Raw genomic sequence first — 18,239 nt, 5'->3', positions numbered from 1 at the left:
AGACGGTGCTGCTAACTCCACACTCCGGGCATGGCCTATGGCGCGAAACCACTCGAAGGTCCGGCGACCTTCGCTGACATCGAGGCCCTGCCCGAGGGCGTGGTGGGCGAGATCATCGATGGGACGCTGTATACGCAGGCGCGGCCGCGCGCCGCGCATGGCTATTTCGAACTGAGGCTCTTCCGGGAGTTGGATGAGGCCTTCCAATTGGGCGAGGAAGGACCGGGCGGCTGGTGGCTCATGACCGAGCCCGGCATCCGGGTGGGCGGCTCTCCGGAGTTCAGTCCGGATCTCGCGGGCTGGCGGCGCGAGCGGGTGCCCACCTTCCCCAAGGGACAGTGGACCGATGTCCCCGACTGGGCGTGCGAAATCCTGTCACCGTCCACGCGGGCCTACGACACGCGCATCAAACGGCCGTTCTACGCACGCATCGGCATCAAGCACCTGTGGTTCATCGATCTGGACGTGCGCACGCTCACCGTGAGCGAGCTGCGGGACGGGCTCTGGGTGGAGGTGGGCGTCTACGGCGAGGAAGACGACCTCATCCGCGCCCCGCCCTTCGAGGAGCGCGACCTGCGGCTGGGCTGGCTCTGGAAGTTGCTTCCGCCTCCGGGCTAACGCGGCTTCGGCCTGGCAAGGGGCGGGGGCTTCGGCCTCCGGGCCCTCCGCTCACGTTCGAGTCGCAGCTCGCGCTCGACGACCTCGTGGTGGAACTTCGCGAAGTTCACGGGCTCCAGCAGCCGCCGGCTCGGGTTCGGGCCGGCGTGTTCGAGGATGGCGTCCAGCGCGGAGAGCGCTTCGGGCAGGAACTCCTCCCGGAGCAACACGATGGCCCGGCCCATGAGCGCGGTGGAGACCAGGGCTCTCAACCTCGGGTCCGGGTCCTCGCTGTAGCGCACGTCCACCTCGTCGAACGCCTCCAGCGCTTCATCCACGTGCCCCAGCCCCTGGAGTGCGATGGCCCGCTGCAGCAGCGCCACCGCCGTCTGCTCCACCAGGAACGGATCCTCCTTTCCGTCGTACTCCTTCAGGAGTTCCTCGGACAGGCTCAGCGACGCCTCGAACCGCTCCGCCTGGTTGTGGGCGGCGAGCACCGCCGTGCGCGCCATCTCCACCGGAACGCGCAGGTCGGGCCGCTGCGCGGAGGCCCCGAAGCGGCTCAGCAACCGCTCCAGCCAGTTGCTGCACATGGGCTCCTGGTTCATCTCCAGGAGCACGCGGGCCCGGTACAGCATCCCCCACGCGATGCCCTCCCACAGCTCGGGCCTGCGCGGACTCCAGAAGCGGCGCTCCACCTCGTCGAAGTGGACGAGCGCCTCGCGGAACATCCCCTTCTCCGAAAGCGCCGCGCCCCGGTGCCCCAGCGCCCGCGCCACCTGGAGCTGGAGCGCCGGTGACTTCGACAGCGTGAAGCGTCGGTACACCTCGTCACAGAGGGGAATCGCCTCGTCCAGGTCGCCCGAGCGGATGCACGCGCGCGCCCGGTCCATCTTCTCCTTCGCCTCCACCTCCGGCGGCATCGCCCCTTCAGCGTCCGGCATCGGCCCGTCCGTCAGTCCCCGGTGACAGCGGCGGCACGTCCCGGCCCTCGCCGAAGCCGAGCGCCCAGAAGCGCGGCCGCACCTCTTCGCGCATCAGCAACCGCAAGAGCAGGTACTTCGCTTCGTCCTGGCCGTCCCACGCCATGGGGAAGGTGCCGTAGTGCATCGCCACGGACGTGCTCGAGCGCAGCACGCGGTGCGCCTTCAGCGCGTCCTCCGGCCCCATGTGCACCGCGTGCAGGACGCGCGGGCGGAACGCGCCGATGGGCAGCACCGACAGGCGCATGGGCCCGAAGCGCTCCGCGATGCGCTCGAAGTGCGGCCCCAGCCCCGTGTCGCCCGCGAAGAGCACCGGCCCACCGGACGTCTCCAGCACGTAGCCCGCCCACAGCGTCTCCTCCTGGTCCGTCAGCCCCCGGTTCGAGCGGTGCTGCGCGGGCACCGCCCACACCTTCAACCCCGGCGGCCCGCCTTGCGCGGACTGCCACCAGTCCAGCTCCTCCACGCGCTGGAAGCCCTCGCCCTTCAGCAGCGCGCGGTTGCCCAGCCCCACGACGAAGAGCGGGTGGTGCGCGGCCTCCAGCCGCCGCAGCGTGGGCAGGTCCATGTGGTCATAGTGGTTGTGGCTCACCACCACGACGTCGATGGGCGGCAGGTCCTCGAAGCGGATGCCCGGGGGCCGCACGCGCTTGGGGCCCACGAAGGACACGGGGCTCGCCCGCTCCGAGTAGATGGGGTCCGTCAGCACGTTCACGCCGTCCGCCTGGAGCAGCACCGTGGCGTGGTTGATGAACGTCACGCGCAGCTCCCCCGCGCCCACGCGCTCCGGCGGCTTCGGGCCGAAGGGCTCTTCCGCGTAGTCCCGCCACGGGCCGCGCTTCTCCTCCATCGCGGCCCGCACCAGCGTGAGCGGGGACAGCTTCGGCGCCTCGCCCAGGTTCTGGAACGACTCGCCGTCGAAGTGGTCCGTCGCCGGGCCCCGGTGCACGGTGCCGGCGAAGCAGCCCGTGAACAGCGACAAGGCCAGCACGGGCCACAGCCGCGTCACTTGATGACGATGGTCCAGTCGCATTCGAAGGGCTCTCCGTCGAGGGTGGGCAGCGCGTAGCGCGAGGCCTGGATGCTGTTGAGCGCCTGCGCCAGCAGGTCCGGGGGCAGGTTCGCCTCCCGCACCTCGCAGCGCTGGGGCACGCCGCCCTGCACCAGCCGGCACGTCACGCGCACGTGGTGCTTGCGGCCCTCGCGCCAGCGCTCGAAGGCCTCCTGGAACACCGGGTCGTCCGGCGGACCGCCGCGCACGCGCCGGGGCTCCTTCACGTGCTGGGACAGCCAGGCGCAGGCATCCTTCACCTGCCCGTCACACGCCTTGCCCATCAGCGACAGCGCGCGCAGCCGCTCCGGGCCCTGCGCGTTCGCCGCCAGCAGGGTGAGCGCCTGGTCGAAGCAGTCTTTCGCCGTGCGCACCGTGCAGTCCGCGGTGGTGGCCGGGGGTGTGCCCGCGGCGAAGGCGCCCACGGGCGCGGGGCGCATCAGGTCCTCCGCCACGCGTGCGGGGTCGCTGCGCCGCTGCCCGCATGCGGACATGGCACCGAGCAGCGCCAGCGGGAGGAGGAGGGAACGCCAGGTCATGGCGCCATCGTAGACGGCCCGCGCCCGCGAAGGGATGTCAGTGGCGGTGCGCGGCTTCCAGCACCCGGGCCAGGGTGCGCGTCCCCGCGCGGAGGGCATCCGGCCGCACGCCACCGAAGCCGAAGACGAGGCCGGACTCCCTGCGCCGGCCGAGGAAGTAGTCCGACAGGGCGGCGACCTCCACGCCCTTCCGGGCGGCTTCGTCGCGGACGCGCAGGTCGGACAGCGGCGCCGCGAGCGACGCGCACACCTGCATGCCGGTGTCACAGGACCGGGGCGTGAGGACGCCGGAGCAGTCGGCGCGCAGGGCGTCGAGCAGGGCTTCACCGCGCTCACGGTAGGCCGCGCGCATGCGGCGCAGGTGGCGGGCGAAGTGGCCCTCCGCGAGGAACGCGGCGAGCGCGGCCTGCTCCAGCGTGGAGGCCGGCGCGGACGCGGCGGCGCGGGCGGCGGAGAAGGCATCCACCAGCGAGGGCGGCGCGATGAAGAAGCCCAGGCGCAGGCCGGGGAACATCGACTTGCTGAACGTGCCCACGTAGACGACGCAGCCGGCGTCATCGAGCCCCTGGAGCGCGGTGAGGGGACGGCCCCGGTGGCGGAACTCGCTGTCGTAGTCGTCCTCGATGATCAGCGAACGGGTGCGCTCCGCCCACTCAAGCAGCGACATCCGTCGCGCCAGGCTCAGCGTGGCGCCCAGCGGATACTGGTGCGAAGGCGCCACCAGCGCGACGCGGGCCCTGGGCGCACGAGCGATGCCCGCGCCCACGTCGAGCCCCTCCGCGTCCACGGGGACGGGCACGGGGCGACCTCCCGCGGCGAGCACGGCACGACGGGCACCGGGATAGCCGGGGTCCTCCACCCAGACGGAGTCCCCCGGGTCGAGCGCGAGCCGGAGGATTTCATCGAAGGCCTGCTGGGTGCCCGCCGTGACGAAGACCTGCGCTGGCACGCAGCGCACGCCACGTGACGAAGACACATGGGTGGCGATGGCTTCGCGCAACGGCGCATGGCCGGAAGGGTCGCCACCGTCGAGCAGGCCCGTGCTCGCGCGAGCATGGACGCGAGACACCGTGCGGGCCCAGAGCGCGGTCGGGAACAGGTCGAGCGCGGGCACACCGGGCCTGAAGGCGCGAGGCGCCGAGCCCAGACGCGGAGCACCGACGGGCGCGGGCTTCAGCGTCCGAGCGGATGCGGCAAGCCGCGGCCCTCGCGGGGCACGGGGCATGGCGCTCCGGCTCCGGTCTTCGGAGGGATTGGGCAGCTCGGGCGCGACGCGCGTGCAGGAGCCCGCACGGGTCACGAGGTAGCCCTCCGCCGTCAGCGCATCCAGTGCCTGGAGGACGGTGCTGCGGGCCACGTCCAACTCGGCCGCGAACTGGCGGGAGGAGGGAATCCGCAGTCCCGGCGCCAGCGCCCCCGCGAGGATGCGCGCGCGGATGCCTTCGAAGATCTGCTCGTGAAGCGGCGTGGGGCTGCGTGAATCGAGCCGCAGGAGGAGCGAGGACGCGACGCCGGGAGAGGTCTTCAACTGGTATGGCCGATTCTGGCGAAAGTGGTCTTCATGACCCTACCAGTTCCCTGCCAAGGATGGCCTCCGCACCCGCACCCCGGAAGGCCGCATGCCGTCCCCGTCCGCCTGCTGCTCGGTCCTCGAATTGCGCCAGTACACGCTGCATCCCGGTCAGCGTGAGGCCCTCCTCTCGCTCTTTGAACGGGCGTTCGTCGAGTCGCAGGAGGCCGCCGGGATGCACCTCATCGGTCAGTTCCGCGACGAGGACCGGCCGGACCGGTTCGTGTGGCTGCGAGGCTTCCGCGACATGGCGTCACGACGCGACGCCCTGAGCGCGTTCTACGGCGGCCCGGTGTGGAAGGAGCACCGGAACGCGGCGAACGCGACGATGGTGGACTCCGACAACGTCCTGCTCCTGCGGCCCGTGCGGCCGGACGCGGGGCTCGTGCATCCTGGTACGCCTCGGCCACCCCCCGGTGCGGTCGCTCGGCCCGACTCCCGGGTCGAAGTGACGCTCTGCTACCTGAAGGCCCCGGCCGATGAGGCCCTCACGGCCTCCTTCAAGCAGCACGTGCGTCCTGTACTCGAAGAGCTGGGCGCCACGCCCCGAGCCCTGTTCCAGACCGAGTCCGCGGAGAACACCTTCCCTGCCCTGCCCGTGCGAAGGGGTGAACATGTCTTCGCCTGGCTCACCGTGTTCCCGGATGCCGGGCATCACCGCGAGCACCTTCGACGCCGAGCCGCTTCGAAGGCCTGGGCGGAGCCGCTCCAGCCGTGGCTGAGCGCGTCGCTCGAACACCTGACGCTGTCCCCCACCGCACGGTCCGAGCTGCGCTGACCGTCCCCAGAAAGGACCTGTTCCATGAAGCCCCTTCCCCCACTCCCCACGGGCGACGTGCACGACTTCGACTTCCTCATGGGCGAGTGGACGTGCATGAACCGGCGGCTCAAGCAACGGCTGGCGGGCAGTGACGACTGGGACGTGTTCACATCGAGGATGCGCTGCCAGCCCCACCTGGGAGGCCTGTCCAACGTCGAGGAGACCGTCTTCGAGCGAGGCTTCTCCGGCATGGCGCTGCGCCTGTTCGACGTGCGCGAACGCCGCTGGTCCATCCACTGGATCGACAGCCGTCACGCGGTGCTCCAGCCGCCGGTGCACGGAGGCTTCACGGGCGACCACGGCCGCTTCTACGGCGAGGACACCGAGGGAGGCCGCCCGGTCCAGGTCGTGTTCCACTGGACCCGTCAGGGCAACGACAAGGCGCGGTGGGAACAGTCCTTCTCGCTCGACGGAGAGACCTGGGAGACCAACTGGGTGATGGAGTTCACCCGAGTGGCGGCCACCGGCTGAAGGCTCCCACCTCCGGCCCTGGACCTCTCACCCACGCGTCCGGTTGAATGCGCGCGCAGTCCACCCTGTCCCGGGGGTCCCGTCTCATGCGCCGTCTGCTCGCCGCCGTTCCACTGTTCGTCCTGGTCGGCTGCTCCTATGTGGGCCTCACCTCACCTCCGGGGACCCGGTTCGGCGGTAACTCCACCTCACAGCCGGTGGTCGTTCGGATCGGCGAGACGAAGTCCGAGCCCCTCAAGACGCCGAAGGCCGAGGAGTCCGCTCCGTCGAAGGAGGCCTCCACCGCCGAGGCCTCCGACGCTCCCGGCGCGACGCAGTAACGGCTCGCGGGATTGTGAACGGACCGGCGCGGATCCGGTTCGACAGGCCGTGGCGCCTCGGGAAGCATCCGCGCTCCGCCGCCCGCCACCTGAAGGCGGGCCGTGCTCCGGAGCCGCCCGATGAAGCCCCACGTCATCTGCCACATGCTCTCGTCCATCGACGGGCGCATCGTCGTCAAGCACTGGCCCGACCCCCAGTCGATGCGCGGTGAATACGAGCGCACCGCCGACACCTTCGACGCGGACGCGTGGATGTGCGGCCGCATCACCATGGAGGACTTCGCCGCGGAAGGGGACGTGCCCAAGCCGCCCCCCGCGGCCCCCCTGCCCCGCACGGACTTCGTCGCTCGCAAGGACGCCGAGTCCTACGCCATCGCCCTGGATGCCCACGGCAAGCTCAACTGGGAGTCCGGCGCCATCGACGACGACCCTCTCGTCGTCGTGCTCACCGAGTCCGTCCCCGACGCGCACCTCGCCCACCTGCGCGAGCGCGGCGTCTCCTACGTCTTCGGCGGCAAGCAGGACATCGACTTCGCCCGCGTGCTGGAGACGCTCGGGAGCACCTTCGGCATCAAGACCGTGTTGCTGGAGGGCGGCGGCGGCATCAACGGCTCCTTCCTCGCCGCGGGCCTCATCGACGAGGTGAGCCTCCTCGTGCACCCCACCGCGGATGGCCTGCCCGGCACGCCGACCCTGTTCGACCGGCCCCAGGGCTCCACCGGCATGGGCGCCGCGCTGGAGCTCACCCACGTGGAGCGCCGGGACTCCGGCATCGTGTGGCTCCGGTACCGCGTGCGCCGCTGAGCCCGGCCGGCTGCACGCGCCCGGGCGCGCAGGAGGCCGCTCACGTGCGCGGCCTCCGACAGAACGCTCAGGCGGAAGGCGGGGCGCGCAGCAGCGTCGCGGCCTCGTAGAGGCTCTGCTGCTGGAAGACGCCCGCGGCGGACGTGTCCTTCTCCAGCTTGTCCTGCACGCTCTTGGGCAGCTGCGCGTAGAGGTCCTGGCCCAGCAGCCCTTCCAGCTGGTCCACCGGCACGCGCGACTCCTGGAGCAGCGGGAGGATGTCCTCCTTCTTGGACGGGCCGTCCTTCAAGTTCGGCACCATGTACGCGAACATCGACAGGTTGCCGTTGGGCAGCTCCAGCAACACCGTCTTGAAGTTGTGCGTGGGGACCGCGATGCGCCGGTCGTCCTTCGAGCCCGTCGTCTGGAGGGACTCGGGCGGCAGCGGCTTGCCCTTGTCGTCCAGGAACAGGTTGCCCGTGACGATGTAGGCCTTGCCGCCGGTCTCCTTCACCAGCTCGGACACGCCGCGCTCCAGCGTGCGCCAGATCTGCTGGTTGTGGTTGCCGTACTGGGGCGCGATGTTGCTCATGTAGTGGCTCTCGTTCATCGCCGCCTGCGTGGGCGAGTCCTCGGCCGCCTTCATGTGTCCCCGGTCGAAGCCGGTGTTGTTGTAGTCGGAGTCCACCACGCCGCCCTGCTTCAGCTCCGGGTCGCGCACGAAGGTGCTCTCCAGCCGGCTGACGTCCGCGGGCGTCTCCTTCACGTCCGCCGCGGACAACAGGTAGCTCACGAACGTGGGCACGTTCTTGTCCGTGTCCAGCAGCGTGCGCGAGTACTCCTTCACCATGCTCAGCCCGGGCGTCGCGCCGCCAGCGCCCACGGCCTGGAGCGGATCCGCCTCCCCCGCGACCTCCGCCACGCGGCTCTGGAAGGCGGCCATCTGCTGGTCTGGCACCCACTGCGTGTTCGCGGCGGTGCCCGTGCCCTTGGCCTGGTTCGCCTTGGACGCGTTGATGTAGGCCGTCAGCTCGTCCGCGGAGAGCTGCCCGTCGCCGTTGCCGCCCAGCAGGTCCGCGCGCTTCGCCACGGACTGCTGCCAGGGGCTCTCGAAGCTGTCCACCTTGGCGGACTGCGCGCCCCCGGCGAGCTTCGCGTCGAGCGCCGCGCGCTGCTGCTGGAGCGCCGTGGACGTGAGGAACTGCGCGTCCGTGGGCGCGGAGAGGTACGCCTCCAGCTCCGCCGCGGACACCTGGCCGTTCTGCGCGCGGCCTCCGTCGGCGCCCTCGTCCGCCGCGTGGAGCAGACGCCCCTGCCAGCTCTCATCCGGCCAGCCGAACTTCTGCTGGAGGTCGGAGATGGCCACCTCCTTGGTGGCGGAGCGCTTCCAGCTTCCACCCGTGGGCGCCACGACGTTGGCGGCGGGCGCGCTGGCGGGGAGGTCCGCCCCGGCGGGCACCGCGGTGTTCGCGGGCGCGGCGGCGGGGGCAATCGCGGGCGTGGGGCGCGGAGTGGAGACTCCGGTCGGGATTCGCAGCGACATGCGGTGAACGTCCTCGGGGCCGGCGGGGGAGACGGTCGGAAGAGAGGGCCCTTCCCCTCCATCGTCGGTGCGACGCGGCGCCCGGTTGCGTCACACCGCCCTTTTTCTCAGGCGCCAGGGCGTTTTTCGGTCCGGTCCGACCCGGCTGTCACTTAATGCCGGACTTGGACGCGACCGGGGCGTGCTGGACGGCGTGGACGATGCGGGCCTCGGCCTGGAGTTTTTCGACGACGGCGGCAGGCAGGCGGGCGCGCTCGGCGGCGACGGCGAGGGTGATCAGGAAGGCTTCGCTGACGGGCCCCTGCGTGGAGGTGTTGCGGGCGGCGGGGGTGAAGGCGTGGGCGTCCACCACGGCGCCGGAGGCGGTGCGCACCTTCACGGGGAGCTCCTCGGTGGCCAGGGCGAGCGCGGTCTCCAGGCGGGCCAGGGCGGGCCAGGACTCGGCGGGGATGGGGCGCAGGCGCCCGGACAGCCGGTGTCCGGGAGCCTCCACGAGGCGTGCGACCCGGCCGCCCCAGTTGGGCACGTGCACGTCGTAGACGACGTCCACGTCCAGGGCCTCGGCGAGCTCGCCCTCGGGGAAGTCGGGCACGGGGGGCAGGCCGTGCAGGTGCCGACTCGCCGCGGCCGGGGCCAGGTCGAGGGAGAACGCGAACCAGGGACGCGAAGCCGCGGGGCCAGGTGCCATGGGGACGGAGTGTCCCCGGCGCGCGGCGGTGGGACAAGGGCCAGGCCGTGCGGATCCGCGTGCGGCTTCCGGGTGGCTCCGGGCTTTCCGGATCAGCTCACCACGGCGGCGAGGATGCGCTCGAAGAGCCAGGGGGCGCGGCCCAGCAGCCGCACCACGGGCCTTCGCAGGCGCGGGCGGCGCGCGAGCATCAGCAGGCCTTGCGTGGTCCAGGCGTACTTTCGGAACACCTGCTGGAAGGTGCGCTCGTAGGGCAACAACGTGTCGCGGCCAGCGCCCTTCGCCAGGGCATCCGGGAGCAGCGCGCCCAGGGACTCCGCGCAGGCGAAGGCCAGGGTGAGACCTTCGCCCGTCACTGCGTCCACGTAGCCCGCGGCGTCGCCGACGAGGGCGAAGCGATCCGCGATGCGAGTGCGGACCACGCGGGCCAGGGGGCCGGCGCCTCGCGGCTGCGAGTCCGGCTCCGCGCCGGTGAGCTGCTCCGCCAGCCGGGGGAAGCGCTCCAGCAGCGCGTCGAAGCCCACGCGGCCCTCCACGGTGCCATCCTCCCAGAGGAACGCGATGCCCACGCGCTCCGCCCCCGCGGGCGTCACGTACGCCTCGACGCCGGAGGCGAAGTGCACCTCCACGTAGGGTGTCCAGGGCACGCGCCGGAAGTGGCGCCGCAGGCCGTAGCGCCGGGGCACGTCCCGCTCCACGTCCAGGCCCTCGGCCCGGCGCAGCGGTGAGTTCAAGCCGTCCGCCGCGACGAGGAACCGCGCGGACACCGGCCCCGTGGGCGTCTCCAGCGTCACGCCGTCCGGCGTGCGCACGTGCGCCACGACGTGCACGTTCTCGCGCAGGTCCACGCCCACTTCGCGCGCGCGCGAAGCCAGCGCATGGGACAGGGCCAGCCTGCGCACCCCCAGCCCACCGGGCGCGGGCAGCTTTCCTTCCGCCGTGCTGCCGTCCTCCTGCACGTAGCGGATGCCCACGAAGGGGGAACTGTCGCGCATGTCCAGGTGCGCGAGCGCTCCGAGCCGCTCCAATGCCGCGAGGCCCGAAGGCATCAGCCCTTCACCGCAGGCCTTGTCCACGGGCGTGGACGCACGCTCCAAGACCACCGTGTCCAGCCCACGCCGGGCCGCCGTGATGGCCACCGCGAGCCCCGCCGGGCCTCCGCCCACCACGACTACATCATGGCGTTTCACGCGCCCTGATCCATCACGAGTCGTGCTCCGCGCGCACCATCGCCAGCGCGCTCTTCGCCATCTCCACCGCGAGCCCCACCGCGCCCACCTTCTTCGGCGCGGTCAGCTCTCCGGCCAGGTAGCGTCGCAGCGCTTCACTCCGGCGCAGCTTGCCGCTGGACGTGCGCGGCAGCGTCCCCGGCTCCAAGAGGCGCACCGTGTGCGGCTGCACTCCCGTCGCCTCCACCACCGCAGCGCGGATGTCCGCCTCCACCGACGCCACGTCCGCGCCCCGCTCCGCGCGCTCGGCGAGGATCAGCAGCGCTTCGTCCTCGCTGCCTTCGGGCGTGAAGCCCAGCGCCACCGCGCAGCCCGTGCGCACGCCGTCCACCTTGCCCAGGGGTTCCTCGAAGGCCTGCGGCGCGTGGTTCGCGCCCCGGATGATGACCAGGTCCTTCGCGCGGCCCGTCAGGTACAGCTCCCCGTCCGCGCTGAAGCCCAGGTCTCCCGTGTCCAGCCAGCCCTCGTCCACCAGCGCTCGCGCCGTCGCCTCCGCGTCCTCGAAGTAGCCGCGCATCACCGACGGCCCCTTCGCGAACACGCGCCCCACCCGGCGCTCCGGCAACACCGCGCCGTCCTCGCCGCGCACCTGCACCTCGAAGCCCGCGACCGGCGCGCCCACGCTCACCAGCGTCCGCAACCCTTCACGCGCCTGTCCCTCACGCGCCAGCACGTCCGGATCCACGCCCAGCTCGCGAGGACCCCGGCCCCCCGGCGGGAACGTCACCGCCAGCGACGCCTCCGACAGGCCGTACACCGGCCGCAGCGCCCTCGCGGAGAACCCCCACCGCTCGAACCGCTCCGCGAAGCGGCGCAGCGTGTCCGCGCTCACCGGCTCCGCGCCGTTGAGCGCGTGCAGCCACCCGGACAGGTCCACGCCCTGCATGTCCGCGTCCTTCACCCGCTTCAAGCACAGCCCGTACGCGAAGTTCGGCGCGGGCGACACGAAGCCCCGGTGCCGCGACAGCGCGCGCAGCCACAGCGCCGGCTTCACCAGGAACGTCTCCGGCGGAATCAGCACCAGGCTGCCCGGGTAGTACAGCGCCGCGAGCACACAGCCGATGAGCCCCATGTCGTGGTACAGCGGCAGCCAGCTCACGCCCACCGGCATCACGCCCGCGGACACCGGCATCGCCGCCTCCAGCGCCGCCACCTGCGCCACCAGCGCCCCGTGCGTCAGCGCCACCGGCTTCGGCTCCACCGTGGAGCCGGAGGAGAACTGGATGAGCCCCAGCGCGTCGGGGGACACCTCCACCTCCAGGTCCTCGTCGCCGTGCATCACCGCGTCCACCGTGTGACAGCCCAGCCGGGGACGCGCCAGCGCCATGCTCGGCCCCAGCAAGAGCCGCACGCGCGTGTCCGTCAGCACCGCCACCGCGCCCGTCAGCTGGAGCATGCGCGCCGTGGAGCGGTGGTACTCGTCCAGCCGTCCCAGCCGCACCGGCGGATACAGCGGCACCGGCACCGCGCCCGCCAGCAGCGCGCCGAAGTACGCATCCATGAACGCGGGCGACGTGGGCAACAGCAGCGCCACACGGTCCCCCGGACGCACGCCCAGCCGCGCCAGCCCTCCCGCCGCACGCTTCGCCCGCTGGTACACCTGCGCCCACGGCAGGGACGTCTCGCGCTCGGCGGCGTCCACGAACACCAGCCCCAGCGACGTGCGCGACGTCGCCTTCAGCATCGCGTTCACCGTGGCGTGCTTCAGCGCCGGCAGGGGCGGCCCCTTCACGGGTGCGCTCCCACATCCGGCTTCGCCGCCGCGACCCGCGCCGCCACCAGCCGCGCCAGGTCCTCCACCGTGCGCACGCCCTGCGCGTCCTCCTCCGACAGCAGCACCCGGAAGCGGTTCTCCAGCCCCACCGCCAGCACCGTCAGCCCCAGGCTGTCCAGGTGCAGGTCGCGCAAGAGGTCGTGCGCGGGCTCCACCGCGCCCTCGAACTCCAGCTCCTCGCGGGCGATGCGGCGGATCTCCGCCACCGCCTCCGTCTCGATGTCAGCCACGGCGAACCTCCGGAATGAAGCGGGGACGGTGGGCGAAGGCCTCGGAGTACACCGCCCCGAGCGCCGCCTCCTCCGCGCGGATGCGCACAAAGAGCAGCGCCGCGTTTCCCACCGTGAACACGAGCGCCGTCACCCACGCCCCGTGGATGAGCGGCACGCACAACAGCTCCAGCACCACCGCCACGTAGTTCGGATGCCGCAGGAACCGGTACGGCCCGCCCGTCACCGGCGCCAGCCCCGGCACCACGATGATGCGCGAGTTCCACCGGTCGCCCAGCGTCCCGATGGCCCAGTACCTCAAGCCCTGCGCCACCCCCGCGCCCACGAGCGCCGCCCAGCTCCACGCGCCCCAGAAGGGCCGCTGCAAGCCGAACACCTCCACGACGCACGCCACGAGGAACAGCGTGTGGAACACCACCATGAACCGGTAGTGCCCCTGGCCCGTCTCCACCCCGCCCCGCGCGAAGGCCCGCGCCGCGTTGCGCTTGGACAGCACCAGTTCCAGCAGCCGCTCCGCGACCAGCAGCCCCATGAAGCCCGCGAACAACGCCTGCGTGCCGGTCACCATCGCACCAGCACCATCTCCGCGCAGAAGCCGGGGCCCATGGCCATCACCACGCCCCAGTCCCCTGGCTTCGCGCCCGCCTCCTCCAGCGTCTCACCCAGCACGAAGAGCACCGACGCGCTGGACAGGTTGCCCACCTGCTTGAGCGACCTCCACGAGCGCTCCAGCGCCCCGGGCTCCAGCTCCAGCGCGGACTCGAAGCCCTCCAGCACCTTGGGGCCGCCGGTGTGCGCCACCCAGTGCCGCACGTCCTTGCGCGTGAGCCCGTGCTCCGCGAGGAAGCCGTCCACGTTGCCCCGGATGTGCTCCTTCACCAGCTGCGGCACCTTCGCGGACAGCACGACCTTGAAGCCCGTGTCCACGACGTCCCAGCCCATCACCCGCTCGGTGTCCGGGTAGAACACCGACCGCGAGCCCACCACACGCGGGCCCGTGGCCCTTGCCTCCGCGCCCCGCAGCACCACGCACGCCGCGCCGTCACCGAAGAGGCCGGAGGCGATGATGTTGGGGATGGACAGGTCCTCGCGCTGGAGCGTGAGCGAGCACAGCTCCGTGGCGATGAGCAGCGCCGTCTGCTTCGGGAACGCGCGCAGGTAGTCCGCCGCGCGAGCGAGCCCCGCCGCGCCCGCCACGCAGCCCAGGCCGAAGATGGGCGTGCGCTTCACGTCGTCGCGCAGGCCCATCCGGTTGACCAGCCGCGCGTCCACGCTGGGCGTGGCGATGCCCGTCACCGTGACGAAGAAGACGTGGTCCACGTCCTTTGGGGTGAGGCCCGCGCGCGCCAGGGCCTCACGCGCCACCTTCTCCGACAGCTCCGTGGCCACGCGGATCCACGCGTCGTTGCGCTGCTGGAACGTCGCGAGCGCCGGGTACTCCTCCAACGGCAGCGCCAGGTGCCGGCCGCCCACCTGCACGTTGCGGTGCAGGTCCTCCAACCGCTCCAGGTTGAAGTGCTTCGTCGCCCACAGGTCGCGCAGCGCCGCGATGAGCTGCTCCTGGCTGGCGTAGTGTGGGGGGAGCGCGCGTCCTACCGCGCTCAACGAAGGGGATGGCGCGGGGTCGTGACGGGTCGTGCTGGGCATGAGGTCCTGGAGGGTTCCCACTCAGGGAGCCGGGTCACAGGATTAACCCCCTGCACGGCCGGATGCGACGGTGTATCGCTGGACCTGCCCGCCCCTGAACCTCCGGGGCGGGGCACACTGTTGCACACGCGACGCCCGGAGCGGGCTACTGGCAGCGCCCCGTCGCGCTGTCGCAGCGCCCCTCGATGCAGGAGTAGGCCCAATAGGGAGTACCCCCATCCGGTCCGGTGAAGAGGCAGCGCTCGCCCAGGCGCGGCTCGCGGGCGCAGGTGCCTGCGTCCTCTCCCCTCGCGCAGATGAGGTAGTTCGCGCAATCCCGGGGACTGGCACAGGCCGCTCCCAGGGCCTTGCCCTCGGTGCAGTGCCCGTCGGTGCACCGCTGGGCCCAAGGGCACTCCACGTCGTAGCGGCACTCGCCCGGGGCCGCGGCGATGCACACCCCGGAGGTGCCGGTGCCCGCGTCCGCCTTGTCGCACAGCAGGCCTTCCGCGCACTGGCCGGGGCCGCCACAGGCCTCCCCTTCGATGAGCGAGGCGGGCTCGATGCAGAGGCCGTTGGGGCCGGTGCAGACCTGGTCGGGGCCGCAGCCCTGGCGGTCGGCGCCGCACCGCACGCCGTCGGGGTGACACTCCCGGGGAACGGAGGCGTCCGGGCTGACGGCCGTGCACGTCAGGCCGGACTCACACGGACCTATCCGGCAGAGAATCTCGGGCATCAGGGTGCACTTGGGGTTTTGCCCGCACGTCTCGCCCAACATCCTGTACGCCTTGCAGGTGCCGTTGCCCGACATGTCCTCGATGGCCGTATGGCACTCGAACGACGTCGCCGTGTCACACGGCTTGGGCTCGATGAGGCCAATCCTGCAGGCCTCCCCTGCGTTGGGCCTTGGCACGCAGCACCCCTGCGAGCAGTAGCCATGGCCGTCACACGGCGCATCTCCCGGCTGGCCGCAGGCGCTCCCCACGGGGCGCTTGTCGGGACACGCGACGCAGACGCCCGCATCGCTTTCGTCCTTCAGGCAGTAGCCCGTGCGGCAATGGGCATCCGCGCCGCAGGCCCCACCCGGAGCGCTGCCCACGAAGGCACAGCCGCATGCCGTGGAGGACGGGCCCGCGGCTCCCGTGAGACACGCGGACGCCGCCTCCGGCCAGTACGTGAGCGACCCTGCATCGCGACGCGAGCGCGGGAAGCGGGCCTCGCAATTCACCCGCTCCCGCTCGACGCACCCGGCCTCGGCCGTGGGCTCCACCGTGCCGCCGTCCACGCCAGCCGCGCACAGCCGCTGCGCGGAGTCCTCGCACCAACGGTCCGCGGTGGGAACCGGGCCCGCCTCCGGCAGCACCAGCGAGGCGCACACGTCAGCCACCGGGGACGCGCAACGGCTGGCCCACGGCGCCCCCGCGTCCTCGGGCGGCGCGCAGGCAACGCTCGCGTCCGGCACGCTTCCGGCGTCCTTCGTGCCACCATCCGGTGGAGAGGGATTGTTGCTGGGACAGGCGGTGCCCAGCGCGAGCACCGAGGCCAGGGCGAACAGCAGCAACGCATTGCGACGCGGCAGCCAGGTCCGCCCCCGGCTTCCAATCTTGTCCGTCATCTCCCCACCCTTGAAGGGCTTCCCCGGCCCGGAAGACCCGCCACCGTATACGCTCGGACAGCGGCGGCCAGGTCGCAAGGGGGGACGTTTTCCCCCGACGCGTCAGGCGATGGAGTCCACCACGCCGCCATCCACCCGCAGCGCGGCGCCGGTGGTGGCGGAGGCCTGGGGCGACGCGACGTAGACAATCATGTTCGCCACCTCCTCCACACTGGACGGGCGGCGGAGGATGGAGCTGGGCCGGTTCGCCTTGATGAAGTCCACGCCCAGGTCCTCGAAGGACCGGCCCGACTTCTCCTGCTCCTCGCGGAGCATCCCGCGGACGCCCTCGGAGAGGGTGGGGCCCGGCAGCACGGAGTTGACCGTGACGCCCGTGCCCGCCATGCGCTTGGCCAGTCCTCGCGCGACGGACAGCTGCGCCGTCTTGGTGACGCCGTAGTGGATCATCTCCGTCGGGATGTTCAGCGCGGACTCGGAGGAGACGAACACGACGCGGCCCCAGCCCTGCTTCCGCATCCCGGGCAGGTACGCGCGCGACAGCCGCACGCCGGACAGGACGTTCGCCTCGAAGAAGTGGCGCCAGTCGTCGTCGGACACGTCGAAGAAGTCCTTCGGCTCGAAGATGCCCAGGTTGTTGATGAGGATGTCGCAGTGGGGGTGCGCCGCGACGAGCGCCGCGCAAGCCTCCGCCGTGCTCAGGTCGCCCGCGAAGCCCCGCACCGTGGCCCCCGGGGCCGCTTCGCGCACCGCCGCGATGGCCCGGTCCACCGCCGCCTGTGTGCGGCCGTTGACGATGACCGTGGCGCCCGCCGCCGCCAGCCCCTTCGCCGTGGCCAGGCCGATGCCGGCCGTGGAGCCGGTGACGAGAGCAATCCTTCCAGTGAGTTCGATGCGCATGGGGCGTCCCTGAGAGAAGAGAGGAGAACGGCTCAGGCCGTGGATATGCGCGCCGTGAGCCTCCGAGACAATGGCCATGCGGTGCAAACCCGCATTCGATGGTTTCGGACAATGGCTCGTCCAGGGCGGAGCCGCTGAAGCCCCACCTCCCCTCTTCTGTCCTGCCAGCAACGACAGACAGCGCTTCTGGCCAGCGTCCCCGTTTGGAGCGGGCCGGTAGCATCCGGGCCGTTCGCTCAGGAGGGGTGCGATGAAGATGGTCTGTGTTGGCGGAGGCCCCGCGGGGCTCTATTTCTCAATCCTGGCGAAGCTGTCCAATCCCAAGCACGACGTCACTGTCGTTGAACGCAACCCCGCGGGCGTGACGTATGGCTGGGGCGTCGTGTTCTGGGACGACCTGCTGGACGACCTCTACCGGAACGACCCGGTGAGCGCGCGGCGGATCGCGGACTCCGCGGCACGCTGGGACACGCAGGAGGTGCACCTGCGGGGCCAGTACGCCACGCACATCGGCGGCTACGGGTTCGCGCTGGGACGCGACCGGCTGCTGGACATCCTCATCCGGCGGGCGAAGGGCCTGGGCGTCGACGTGCGCTTCCAGCGCGAGGTCACGGACCCTTCCGAGCTGGCGGACGCGGACCTCATCGTCGCCTGCGACGGCGTCAACAGCCGGCTGCGCCAGCGCCATGTGAGTCACTTCCAGACGCACGTGGAGGAGGGACGCAACAAGTACATCTGGCTGGGCACCAACAAGGTGTTCGACGCGTTCACCTTCGCCTTCGAGGAGACGCCCGCCGGCTGGCTCTGGTTCCACGGCTACCGCTTCAACAGCGAGACCAGCACCTGCATCGTCGAGTGCCAGGAGACGACCTGGAAGGCGCTGGGCTTCGACACGCTGGGGCCGGACGAGACGCTCCGGAAGCTGGAGGGCATCTTCCAGAGCCGACTCCAGGGCAAGTCGCTGTTCAACCAGCTGAAGGGCATGGGCAAGGCGCCCTGGCTCAACTTCAAGCGCATCACCAACGAGCGCTGGTGCCACGACAACATGGTGCTCATGGGCGACGCCGCGCACACCACCCACTTCTCCATCGGCTCCGGGACGAAGCTGGCCATCCAGGACGCCATCGGGCTGGCGCAGCAGCTGCGGGCCCATCCGGAAGACCTTCCCGCCGCGCTCGACGCCTATGACGAGGAGCGCCGAGCCGCCCTGCTGGCCATCCAGTTGGCGGCGCGCAGCAGCTCCGAGTGGTTCGAGAACGTCCCCAGCTACGTGAACCAGGACGCGACGGCCTTCGCCTACGCCCTGCTGAACCGCCGGGGCAGCTCCGTGTGGAGCTACCTGCTGCTCATGGCCAGCCAGCAGCCCGCGCTGCAGGACGTGCTGCGCCAGCTCCACGCCTCCAAGCAGTGGGTGCGCGAGCAGCGCCGGGGACGCGGCGCCGTGGCCTTGCGCGCACCGCCTCCGGGCTAGCGTCCCCGGCCCGCCGCCCCTGTCGCGCGGCG

Annotated in this window: 19 protein-coding genes; 6 read left to right on the top strand and 13 right to left on the bottom strand. The window is 71.7% G+C overall.

Translation table 11 applies throughout. The annotated features are described in order from the left end of the window. Positions 1–30 precede the first annotated feature (30 nt). Positions 31–618 carry a Uma2 family endonuclease gene (locus tag AABA78_RS11480; protein WP_338263003.1) on the top strand — a complete coding sequence of 196 codons (588 nt, stop codon included), beginning with the start codon at positions 31–33 and terminating at the stop codon, positions 616–618. Here the strand turns inward: AABA78_RS11480 and AABA78_RS11475 are convergent. The 4 genes from AABA78_RS11475 to pdxR are packed head-to-tail and all read right to left on the bottom strand — an operon-like array spanning position 615 to position 4,698. Next, positions 615–1,541: a tetratricopeptide repeat protein gene (locus AABA78_RS11475; RefSeq protein WP_338263002.1), complete on the bottom strand. Its 927-nt coding sequence runs from the start codon at positions 1,539–1,541 to the stop codon at positions 615–617. The genes AABA78_RS11480 and AABA78_RS11475 overlap by 4 nt on opposite strands. Then, positions 1,528–2,613: an MBL fold metallo-hydrolase gene (locus AABA78_RS11470; protein ID WP_338263001.1), complete on the bottom strand. Its 1,086-nt coding sequence runs from the start codon at positions 2,611–2,613 to the stop codon at positions 1,528–1,530. Before AABA78_RS11470 ends, AABA78_RS11475 begins: the two co-directional genes overlap by 14 nt. Continuing rightward, positions 2,586–3,170 carry a hypothetical protein gene (locus tag AABA78_RS11465; protein WP_338263000.1) on the bottom strand — a complete coding sequence of 195 codons (585 nt, stop codon included), beginning with the start codon at positions 3,168–3,170 and terminating at the stop codon, positions 2,586–2,588. The genes AABA78_RS11470 and AABA78_RS11465 overlap by 28 nt, the downstream gene beginning before the upstream one ends. 37 nt (positions 3,171–3,207) lie before the next feature. Beyond that, a complete protein-coding gene (pdxR, locus tag AABA78_RS11460; protein WP_338262999.1) occupies positions 3,208–4,698 on the bottom strand; it encodes a MocR-like pyridoxine biosynthesis transcription factor PdxR in 1,491 nt (496 codons plus the stop codon). A 91-nt stretch (positions 4,699–4,789) separates the two neighbouring features. Here pdxR and AABA78_RS11455 point away from each other — a divergent pair, with 91 nt between their 5' ends. The 4 genes from AABA78_RS11455 to AABA78_RS11440 all read left to right on the top strand — a co-directional run bounded on the left by AABA78_RS11455 (position 4,790) and on the right by AABA78_RS11440 (position 7,155). Then, positions 4,790–5,518: an NIPSNAP family protein gene (locus AABA78_RS11455; RefSeq protein WP_338262998.1), complete on the top strand. Its 729-nt coding sequence runs from the start codon at positions 4,790–4,792 to the stop codon at positions 5,516–5,518. Positions 5,519–5,542: 24 nt separating this feature from the next. Next, positions 5,543–6,031: a hypothetical protein gene (locus AABA78_RS11450; protein ID WP_338262997.1), complete on the top strand. Its 489-nt coding sequence runs from the start codon at positions 5,543–5,545 to the stop codon at positions 6,029–6,031. An 86-nt stretch (positions 6,032–6,117) separates the two neighbouring features. Then, complete coding sequence (locus AABA78_RS11445) at positions 6,118–6,351, top strand: hypothetical protein (RefSeq protein WP_338262996.1); 234 nt, start codon at positions 6,118–6,120, stop codon at positions 6,349–6,351. Positions 6,352–6,471: 120 nt separating this feature from the next. After that, on the top strand, positions 6,472–7,155 hold the full coding sequence (locus AABA78_RS11440) for a dihydrofolate reductase family protein (protein ID WP_338262995.1): 684 nt from the start codon (positions 6,472–6,474) through the stop codon (positions 7,153–7,155). Positions 7,156–7,222: 67 nt separating this feature from the next. On the opposite strand, the gene AABA78_RS11435 is transcribed toward AABA78_RS11440, so the two are convergent. The 9 genes from AABA78_RS11435 to AABA78_RS11395 all read right to left on the bottom strand — a co-directional run bounded on the left by AABA78_RS11435 (position 7,223) and on the right by AABA78_RS11395 (position 16,736). Then, positions 7,223–8,677: a DNA/RNA non-specific endonuclease gene (locus tag AABA78_RS11435; protein WP_338262994.1), complete on the bottom strand. Its 1,455-nt coding sequence runs from the start codon at positions 8,675–8,677 to the stop codon at positions 7,223–7,225. Between the two features lie 148 nt (positions 8,678–8,825). Further along, positions 8,826–9,365 (bottom strand): gamma-glutamylcyclotransferase, encoded by a 540-nt coding sequence (locus AABA78_RS11430; protein ID WP_338262993.1) that lies wholly within the window; start codon positions 9,363–9,365, stop codon positions 8,826–8,828. A gap of 92 nt (positions 9,366–9,457) precedes the next feature. Further along, positions 9,458–10,555, bottom strand: coding sequence for an NAD(P)/FAD-dependent oxidoreductase (locus AABA78_RS11425; protein WP_338262992.1), 1,098 nt, complete (start codon positions 10,553–10,555; stop codon positions 9,458–9,460). A gap of 13 nt (positions 10,556–10,568) precedes the next feature. Next, positions 10,569–12,326, bottom strand: a complete 1,758-nt coding sequence (locus tag AABA78_RS11420) for a fatty acyl-AMP ligase (protein ID WP_338262991.1) — start codon at positions 12,324–12,326, stop codon at positions 10,569–10,571. After that, complete coding sequence (locus tag AABA78_RS11415; protein ID WP_338262990.1) at positions 12,323–12,598, bottom strand: acyl carrier protein; 276 nt, start codon at positions 12,596–12,598, stop codon at positions 12,323–12,325. Before AABA78_RS11415 ends, AABA78_RS11420 begins: the two co-directional genes overlap by 4 nt. Further along, on the bottom strand, positions 12,591–13,166 hold the full coding sequence (locus tag AABA78_RS11410) for an isoprenylcysteine carboxyl methyltransferase family protein (protein ID WP_338262989.1): 576 nt from the start codon (positions 13,164–13,166) through the stop codon (positions 12,591–12,593). The genes AABA78_RS11415 and AABA78_RS11410 overlap by 8 nt, the downstream gene beginning before the upstream one ends. Then, positions 13,160–14,245 carry a type III polyketide synthase gene (locus AABA78_RS11405; protein ID WP_338262987.1) on the bottom strand — a complete coding sequence of 362 codons (1,086 nt, stop codon included), beginning with the start codon at positions 14,243–14,245 and terminating at the stop codon, positions 13,160–13,162. Before AABA78_RS11405 ends, AABA78_RS11410 begins: the two co-directional genes overlap by 7 nt. 145 nt (positions 14,246–14,390) lie before the next feature. After that, a complete protein-coding gene (locus AABA78_RS11400) occupies positions 14,391–15,839 on the bottom strand; it encodes a hypothetical protein (protein ID WP_338262985.1) in 1,449 nt (482 codons plus the stop codon). Positions 15,840–15,941: 102 nt separating this feature from the next. Continuing rightward, the gene (locus AABA78_RS11395) at positions 15,942–16,736 is read right to left on the bottom strand and encodes an SDR family NAD(P)-dependent oxidoreductase (protein WP_338262984.1); all 795 of its coding nucleotides are present in this window, start codon (positions 16,734–16,736) and stop codon (positions 15,942–15,944) included. A gap of 250 nt (positions 16,737–16,986) precedes the next feature. On the opposite strand from AABA78_RS11395, the gene AABA78_RS11390 reads away from it, so the two are divergent. Next, positions 16,987–18,207: an FAD-dependent monooxygenase gene (locus tag AABA78_RS11390; protein WP_338262983.1), complete on the top strand. Its 1,221-nt coding sequence runs from the start codon at positions 16,987–16,989 to the stop codon at positions 18,205–18,207. Positions 18,208–18,239: the final 32 nt, after the last annotated feature.

Origin of the sequence: Corallococcus caeni (assembly GCF_036245865.1) — a bacterium.
Taxonomy (GTDB): Bacteria; Myxococcota; Myxococcia; order Myxococcales; family Myxococcaceae; genus Corallococcus; species Corallococcus caeni.
This window is presented reverse-complemented; position numbering and strand designations above follow the sequence as displayed.